Source organism: Rhodothermales bacterium (genome assembly GCA_013002345.1).
Lineage (GTDB): Bacteria > Bacteroidota > Rhodothermia > Rhodothermales > JABDKH01 > JABDKH01.
The window spans coordinates 1-7,269 of the sequence record JABDKH010000028.1 but is presented as its reverse complement, the minus strand read 5'-3'; the positions used below and the strand labels follow the sequence as shown (position 1 = coordinate 7,269).

At 58.7% G+C, this 7,269-nt stretch carries 5 protein-coding genes; all 5 read right to left on the bottom strand.

Features of this window, described 5'->3' with window-relative positions; all coding sequences use genetic code 11:
- Window positions 1-776: ornithine carbamoyltransferase (locus HKN37_01310; GenBank protein ID NNE45277.1), on the bottom strand; the 776-nt coding region annotated here is incomplete at its 3' end.
- Window positions 777-788: 12 nt separating this feature from the next.
- The gene (locus HKN37_01305) at window positions 789-2,015 is read right to left on the bottom strand and encodes a YgeY family selenium metabolism-linked hydrolase (protein ID NNE45276.1); all 1,227 of its coding nucleotides are present in this window, start codon (window positions 2,013-2,015) and stop codon (window positions 789-791) included.
- A gap of 11 nt (window positions 2,016-2,026) precedes the next feature.
- Window positions 2,027-3,496, bottom strand: coding sequence for a pyridoxal-phosphate dependent enzyme (locus tag HKN37_01300; GenBank protein NNE45275.1), 1,470 nt, complete (start codon window positions 3,494-3,496; stop codon window positions 2,027-2,029).
- A 28-nt stretch (window positions 3,497-3,524) separates the two neighbouring features.
- On the bottom strand, window positions 3,525-4,901 hold the full coding sequence (gene ssnA / locus HKN37_01295; GenBank protein ID NNE45274.1) for a putative aminohydrolase SsnA: 1,377 nt from the start codon (window positions 4,899-4,901) through the stop codon (window positions 3,525-3,527).
- Window positions 4,898-7,048 carry a 4Fe-4S binding protein gene (locus HKN37_01290; protein ID NNE45273.1) on the bottom strand — a complete coding sequence of 717 codons (2,151 nt, stop codon included), beginning with the start codon at window positions 7,046-7,048 and terminating at the stop codon, window positions 4,898-4,900. Before HKN37_01290 ends, ssnA begins: the two co-directional genes overlap by 4 nt.
- Window positions 7,049-7,269 lie beyond the last annotated feature (221 nt).

Genomic DNA, 7,269 nt, shown 5'->3' with positions numbered 1-7,269 from the left:
ATCAGACGAAGACCCTGGCTTACATCCTGCGTTGTAACCAGCGGTCCCCACGACTTGGGGATCACCACGTCGGCGTCCTCGAAGGCATCCTCGAACGTGTTACTGATCTCGAATCGCGCACCGCCGGCCTCAGCATTTGCCCCGGCCTGGTCCTCGATCTCGGGCATCAACTTGAACTCGGGGGGGTACGCAAGCGTGACGTCAATTCCGAAGCGCGGCATCATCAGAATCAGACTCTGCGGCACGGAAATCGGCCGCACGTAGTTCGGCGCACTGGTCCACGCTACGCCAAGTTTGAGCCCTTTCGTTTTGCCGAACTTCTCCCGAATCGTCAGGAAATCCGCGAGGATCTGACACGGATGATATATGTCGCACTGCATGTTCAGGAGCGGGATATCCGCATGCGAAGCAACATCCCGCAGGTAGTCGTTTCCCTCACCATACGCACAGTGGCGAATAGCCAGCCCCTCCCCATAGCGGGACAGGACTTTCGCCGTGTCGCGCGCATTCTCTCCGTGACTGATCTGCATCTTGTCAGGCGACAGATACACGGCATGGCCGCCGAGTTGCGTCATCCCGGTCTCGAAAGAGTTGCGGGTTCTCGTGGATGCATCGAAAAAGATCATATAGAGCGTCCTGGCGGCTAGCATTGGTGTGAGTCGCCCTTCCGCTTTCGCCTTCTTGAGATCCGCGGCCAGGGCGAACAGTTTCTCCAGCTCGCTGACCGACCAGTCCTGCGTTGTGATGAAGTGTCGGCCCTTCAGGTCAGTATCCATATCTCTCATCCTTTAGCTGGCTCCACCAGACAATAGTGCTTCCCTGTGCTTAACCAGATCCTCTGGAATCAGGCTGTACACCGCGGCTGCCTTCACCAGATCCTCGATGGCGACCCATTCACCGGTCGTGTGCGCCAGTGCTTCGAGGCCGGGCGCAAACCCGACGGAGGGAATGTTGTGTCTACCCATCGATGCCACGCCGTTCGTCGAGAAGAACCATCGTGATATCGCGGGCTTCGCCCCGTTCACGGACTCCACGGCCGACGCGACTCCCTGGACTAGCGGATGATCCTCGTCCAGAACCCACGTTGGATAGTACTTGTCCTGGTGGGCGCGTTCGCCACGCCAGCTCTTCGTGTCGTATTCCAGAAGTTCAACGACCGCGTCCCCGATACTCGGCAGCGATCTCAACTCCTCGAGCGCGCTTTCGACTGTCTCGCCGACTGTCAGCCGCCGATCGATGTATATCCGGGCGCTGTCCGGAACGGCGTTCAACGAAGGGGTCGTGCACTCAACAAACGTCACCGTCACCGAACCCTTCCCCAGGAACGGGTCGTCCTTCAGCCGCCCGTGCAGCGACTCGATATCACGAATGATCGGCGCCATCTTGTACAGCGCATTGATACCGAGATCGCAGTGAGCGCCGTGCGCTGACTTGCCGCGCGTCGTGATCGTCGCCTCCATGCGACCACGCTGCCCCCGGTAGACGTCGAGATCGGTAGGTTCTCCGATAACCACCACATCGGGTCGCAGACCCTCCTTCTCGATCATGTGAAGCAGGCAGTAGCCATCACAATCCTCTTCCATTACCGTGGCGGACAGGTAGATTGTGACGTCTTCTGGAATCCCGCGGGCAGCAAGCATCTTTGCGCCGTACGCCATGCAGGCAATCGCCGGAAGTTCATCAACGGCACCCCGACCCCAGATTTTACCGTCCTCCATCTTGCCCTTGAACGGATCGAAGTCCCACGCATCCGGATCGCCCACGCCCACACAATCGATATGCCCGTCCATCAGAATCTTCAATGGACCCGACCCCAGGCGGGCCATGACATTGCCGAGGCGATCGAAGTGGACGTCGTCAAAGCCAAGTTTCTCATATTCGCTGCGAACACGCTCGCATCGCTCGCCTTCGCTACCACTCTCTGCCCGTATCGCGATCATTTCGCGCAGAAAGCGCACGATGTCACCCTCGTATTCACGTGCCGCATCCAGAGCCGCGGCGCCTCTTTCACTCATGCTCAGTCCTGTCAATGCGCGTGTGCGCTGTTTCGAATGTCATTCAGAACCCCTGTGTCCCGATTGAAGGCGTCGATCGCTTCGTCCCAGCGTGGGATGTGAGTGGCGAGATCGTTCCAGAATGCCGGGCTCCACAACGCATCCAGTTCCTCAACGGTCTTGCCCTGCTGCTCCACCCAGGTAAAGTACTTTTGGTTGTGAATCGCTTTTCGATCCACATACCTGAGTTCACGAAGATGGTCAGTCGACGCACCCATCAGGTAGCGCTCGAAATCACCCGCCGCGTTTCGCACCGTGTAAGCGCCCCGCGATGCGTTTAGTTCATCGAGTCGCGTCGCGTAGAGATCTACTCCGTCCGTGAAGGACGTGAAGATGATATCGTCCTCGTCAAACTCGTAGTATCGCGCGGTCTTGATCGCCGCCAACAGATTGCAGATACTCGAGATGCCGAGCAGCGGCATATCAGATATGACCCGCTCATCGATTCCGCGCAGCAGGAGTTCTGCCCGACCCTCCGGCTCATTGAACAACCGCATCAGTCGGATCGTCGCCTCGTCGTCGATCGCCGTTACGACATCGGTGTTGCGGACATTGTGGATCCAAGGTACATGCTTGTCGCCGATACCTTCGATGCGGTGGTGGCCGAAGCCGGCTTGCAGGAGTGTGGGGCACTGGAGTGCCTCCGCGGCCGCAATACGACACGAGGGGAACACATGCTTCAGATAGTCGCCCGCCGCCAGCGTTCCGGCCGATCCAGTTGCGCCGACCCACGCCGCAACGCGACCCGTTGACCCGGCGAAGTCCTGAAAAACCGACTCGGCCGCGGGCCCCGTGACTCCGTAGTGCCAGAGGTAGTTACCGAACTCCGAAAACTGGTTGAAGATGACGACATCGTCATGCGTTCGACGGAGCTCGTGGCAAACGTCGAAGATCTCCTTCACATTGCTTTCGCCGCCCGGTGTCGCAATAATTTCGACACCAATATTCTCAAGCCACTGAAACCGTTCCCGGCTCATCTCTTCCGGAAGAATGGCAATGGCGTTGCAGCCCAGGAGCGCGCTGTCGAAGGCTCCGCCGCGACAGTAGTTGCCCGTCGACGGCCACACGGCCCGATGCATGGTCGGGTCAAACTCGCCGTTGACAAGTCGGGGAACGAGACAGCCGAAGGCGGCGCCCACCTTGTGCGCTCCGGTCGGAAAGTGCTGCCCGACAAGTCCGATGATTCGTGCGCGCACCCCCGTCAGTTCGGACGGAATTTCAAACGCATTTACGTTGCCGAATCCACCGCTTCGCGGGTCGTTACGCCACGTAATTCGAAACAGGTTGAGTGGATCCACGGCCTGCATATCAAGCGCCGTCAATCCCGACGCAACAGCGGCGTCTATCTTTGTCGGATCCCTCATCTCTGCGAATGTCGGAATCAGGATCCGCTTCTCCCTGCACCGCTGAATTGCCCGCGTCCGAATGGTGTCTTTACTCATTCCGTCTCGTGTTGGTCAAACCTCTGTATCACTCACCCAGATACTTCGTTCCCCACTTGAGATCCGCAAACCGCGCCCACAGTGCCGGAGACAATTCTTGAGCACGTGCGGCCAGCGCCACAGGATCAATGAATGTGTGTCTGAAGTCTTCAAGGAGCAGTCTGCCGCGCGCTATCGTATGGCGGACAGGCGATTCACTAGCTCCATACACTATGTGCGCGAACAGGTTATCGGTATGCAACGGCGTCGGGGCAGGCGCGTCAACGACAACGATGTCCGCCGGAGCGCCCGGGACTAGCTCACCGAGAAGAGGTTCATCGAAGAATCGGCGGGCTGCGCTGACATTGTTGTGCAGAAGATCAGGCAAGACGTCAAATCCCGATGCGCAGTCCCCCGACACCTGACGATGCAGGAGGAACGCTGAGCGCAACGCGCGTAGCATAGCCGACGACATTCCGTCTGTCCCGAGGCCGACGAGGCAACCATGGCCGGTGGGGTTCACCGTGTTCAGGTGCCCAACACTGTTATTCGCGTTGGACTCGGGATTATGAACGAGTATCGCATCGTGCTCGGCGATCATCCGGTACTCGTCAGCTTGGAGATGGATGCCGTGGGCCAGCAGGCCGTTCCGATCGAGAAGTCCGAAGCGCATCAACCGCTCAACCGGTCGTATACCAAAACTGGCCTGCGTGGCCTCTACATCGACCGGATCTTCCGCAACGTGAATATGACATCCGACGCCGTCGCGTCTGCGCTCCGCGACGGCGGCCAATGTATCGTCCCTCAGCGTGAAGCTCGCATGCAACCCGATGACGCCTCGAACACGTGGATCGGCCGCATGTGCTTCAATGAACTGGAGATTCTCTTCAAGTCCTGACAGGGCCTGGTCGTGGCCGTTTCGATCGGTGATCTCGTAACACAGCAAGGCCGATAGACCGCTCTCTTTAACTGCGCCTCCAATGGCATCCAGACTGCCGCTGATACAGTTCGGAGACGCGTGGTGATCGAAGACAGTCGTGCAGCCCCACCTCACACAGTCGGCCAGCGAAAGCTGGGCTGAGAGGCGAACCGTCTCCAGATCGAGGGCGCGATCCAGTCGCCACCAGAGTCGATCGAGCACATCCGCGAAGTTGCTCATCGGCGTGCCCGGGTTCAAGCCGCGCGCCAGCGCCGAGTAGAAATGATGATGCAGATTGACGAGACCGGGCGCAATCAATCCGCCGCCTGCATCGACGCGACGCGCATCCGGGTAATCACTCTCGAGGTTCGCCCTCGGGCCGACGGCGGTTATCCGATCGCCCGTAAAAACAACGGCCCCATCGGGAGTGACACGCGGACTCGTTACTTGCTCCTGAGAGTATGATGTGACGACCCATCCGTTATACAGGAGTACAGACTCTGTCATGTCGCGTCGCCCGCCAGAGCAGGCTCGGGATTTACCGTGTTGGGCCGACGGGAATTGAAGATGGACTCCCAGACGGTTTTCATTCGCCACAACACACGCGTGTCCATCTCGATCATGTCCATCGCGTCTCCATGGCACGCCTTTACCTCGAGCGGATCCCAGGTGAGATCGAGTCGGACGCCGTTGAATTCGGCTGTTCCGCGATTGAGATGTGGCTCTGGTCTGAACGTGATTTCATTGCCGTCAATTCGCCCGTAAAGAAGGTCATCCTGGCGGCAGAAGCCGTCGCCCGAGACATCTCTTCTGAAATCAGTCATCGAGATGTACACACGCTCCTTAACCAGGAACGGGGCGCCGTGCTCCGGACAGTAGACCTCGCAATTCGAACACTCGTTACAGGCACCTTCGACCACGGCAAGCTGATGCGACTCGCCAATGACGAATTCCGTACCGGCGGTAAGCCGCAGCTCGTTGCCGACACCTAAACCAACGACCTCCGTCGCTGCGGTAGTCGGCGTCGCGTCGTAGGCAAAGATCGCATCGTTGGGACAGGCGCTGATGCACAGGTCGCAGTTTATGCAGTCATACAGTGCCAGCGTGCTTTCAATGCGTCGAGGCTCCTTTCTGTTGGACTCTGCGTGATATCGTCGATCGTCCGCGAGCGGGGGAACGATGTCGCGTCCATTGAGGCGGCCGGCGATGCGGGTAGCGAGCAAAACAAGCGCATCGCCATCGAGGTTCTCTTCAGCCGCCAATGCTCGCAATGCGGTCGGCAGCTGGTCAGGTTCGTCTCTGGCGACAGTTGTCAATTGAGTGCCGTTGCGGTCCCACAGCCTACGGCCCTCACTCTGCGACAGTACGGCCTCTTCAATGGCCTGCGCCCCGTGATCAGTCGCTGCGATAACATACGCCTCGCGACTCGTGGCACCCTTGGCCCGCATCTTCTTTCCCAGCGCCATCAGGTAACGGGGCAGACGGCCGTAGCCACCTTGCCTGAGCAGATCGGTACACGTCGTGACCGGCACCATGCCGCAGGCGACAGCCGACGGGAAGTTGAGTTTGTCGATACCCGCGGAAAACGAAACCGGAAATTCGAAACCCAGGTCCTCCCGAAATCGCTGCATCAGCGTCATCGATATCACATGCAGCGGAGGACCGGACACATACATGTACGGGTCGGACTGAGTCTGGAAAAACTCAGGCTTGTTGGCCACGACGAGCGTATTGGTAAACTTGGCCCCGATCGATGACCCCTGGTCTTCCGCCACCGTACGCAACCGCCGAAGAATTTCCAGGCCGTCGTCGTACTTCAGATCCTGTTCGAACGCTTCACGGCGTAGCTCGATATCGTCATACCCAAGTCGATCAACCACGAGATCCCGGACCGTATTAAATCCCAGGAGAGTAGGGTTGATCTTTATAATCGTATGCAGGCCAATATCTTGCAGCAGGTATTTTGCTATCAACTCGATCTGATCTGCAGGGCAGCCGTGGAACGTTGACAGCGTGACGCACTCCGAGATCGTGGGCGGCAGCGGTACATCCCGGAATGCGGCGAGATCGCCATCCATTAGACCGCGGAGCGCATCAAAATGTGAACCCGGATTCCGCATCGCCCGCAGATAACCGGTGACTTTCTCCGAGCGAATTCCGTCGAGGTCGTAGCCGACACTGATATCGTATACCGTATCGGTGCTCGCGTCAAAGGCCGGGTTGTCGTCATAGACACCAAACACCCTGGTGTCCTTAAGGATTTCGATCAGGTAGACCGCTTTCGCGTACTCCACGAGTGATTCTTCTACGCGCAGTTCCTGCGACCACTCGACGTTGTACCCGACGTTCGGTACGTGAATGCACGGTCGGGGAATTTCCAGGCGGTCGTTAACCTGGACCGTCTTTAGTTCAAGGATTCGCCCGCCCGCCAGCCACGACAAAACAATGTTCTGTGCGAGCTGCGTGTGCGGTCCCGCGGCCGGTCCGACGGGCGTCGAGGCGCTGCGTCCGAAATGCGTGGCGCTGAAGTCAAAGTCGGCCGTCGGCGTGAACCACTTGCTCGCGGGCAGGTCAAAGATCGATCGGCTGACTTCGACTTCACGCCGCATCCGGCGCAGAAGTTCTGGAAAGGGGATGGGGGTCAGTTCTGCCATGCTCGGCGTCAGGCGAAATTACACCGCATGAAATGTCTCATGACCTAACCGGTGGTCTTTTTCTTGTTGCGTGATTTTGGGACAGACGGCGCGGCTGCCGGCGAGTCCTGCATAGGCAGTCGGAAACGACGCACACCGTCATATGAATGAAGGGCGGCAGCAACCGCTCCGGCGGTCGGAACGAGTCCAATCTCTCCAATACCCTTCGAACCATAGCCGCC

Bases quoted from the DNA above. Each gene is read 5' to 3' on its own strand.
- HKN37_01305 (NNE45276.1), bottom strand. From the start codon at position 2,015: ATGAGTGAAAGAGGCGCCGCGGCTCTGGATGCGGCACGTGAATACGAG.
- HKN37_01300 (NNE45275.1), bottom strand. From the start codon at position 3,496: ATGAGTAAAGACACCATTCGGACGCGGGCAATTCAGCGGTGCAGGGAG.
- ssnA (NNE45274.1), bottom strand. From the start codon at position 4,901: ATGACAGAGTCTGTACTCCTGTATAACGGATGGGTCGTCACATCATAC.
- HKN37_01290 (NNE45273.1), bottom strand. From the start codon at position 7,048: ATGGCAGAACTGACCCCCATCCCCTTTCCAGAACTTCTGCGCCGGATG.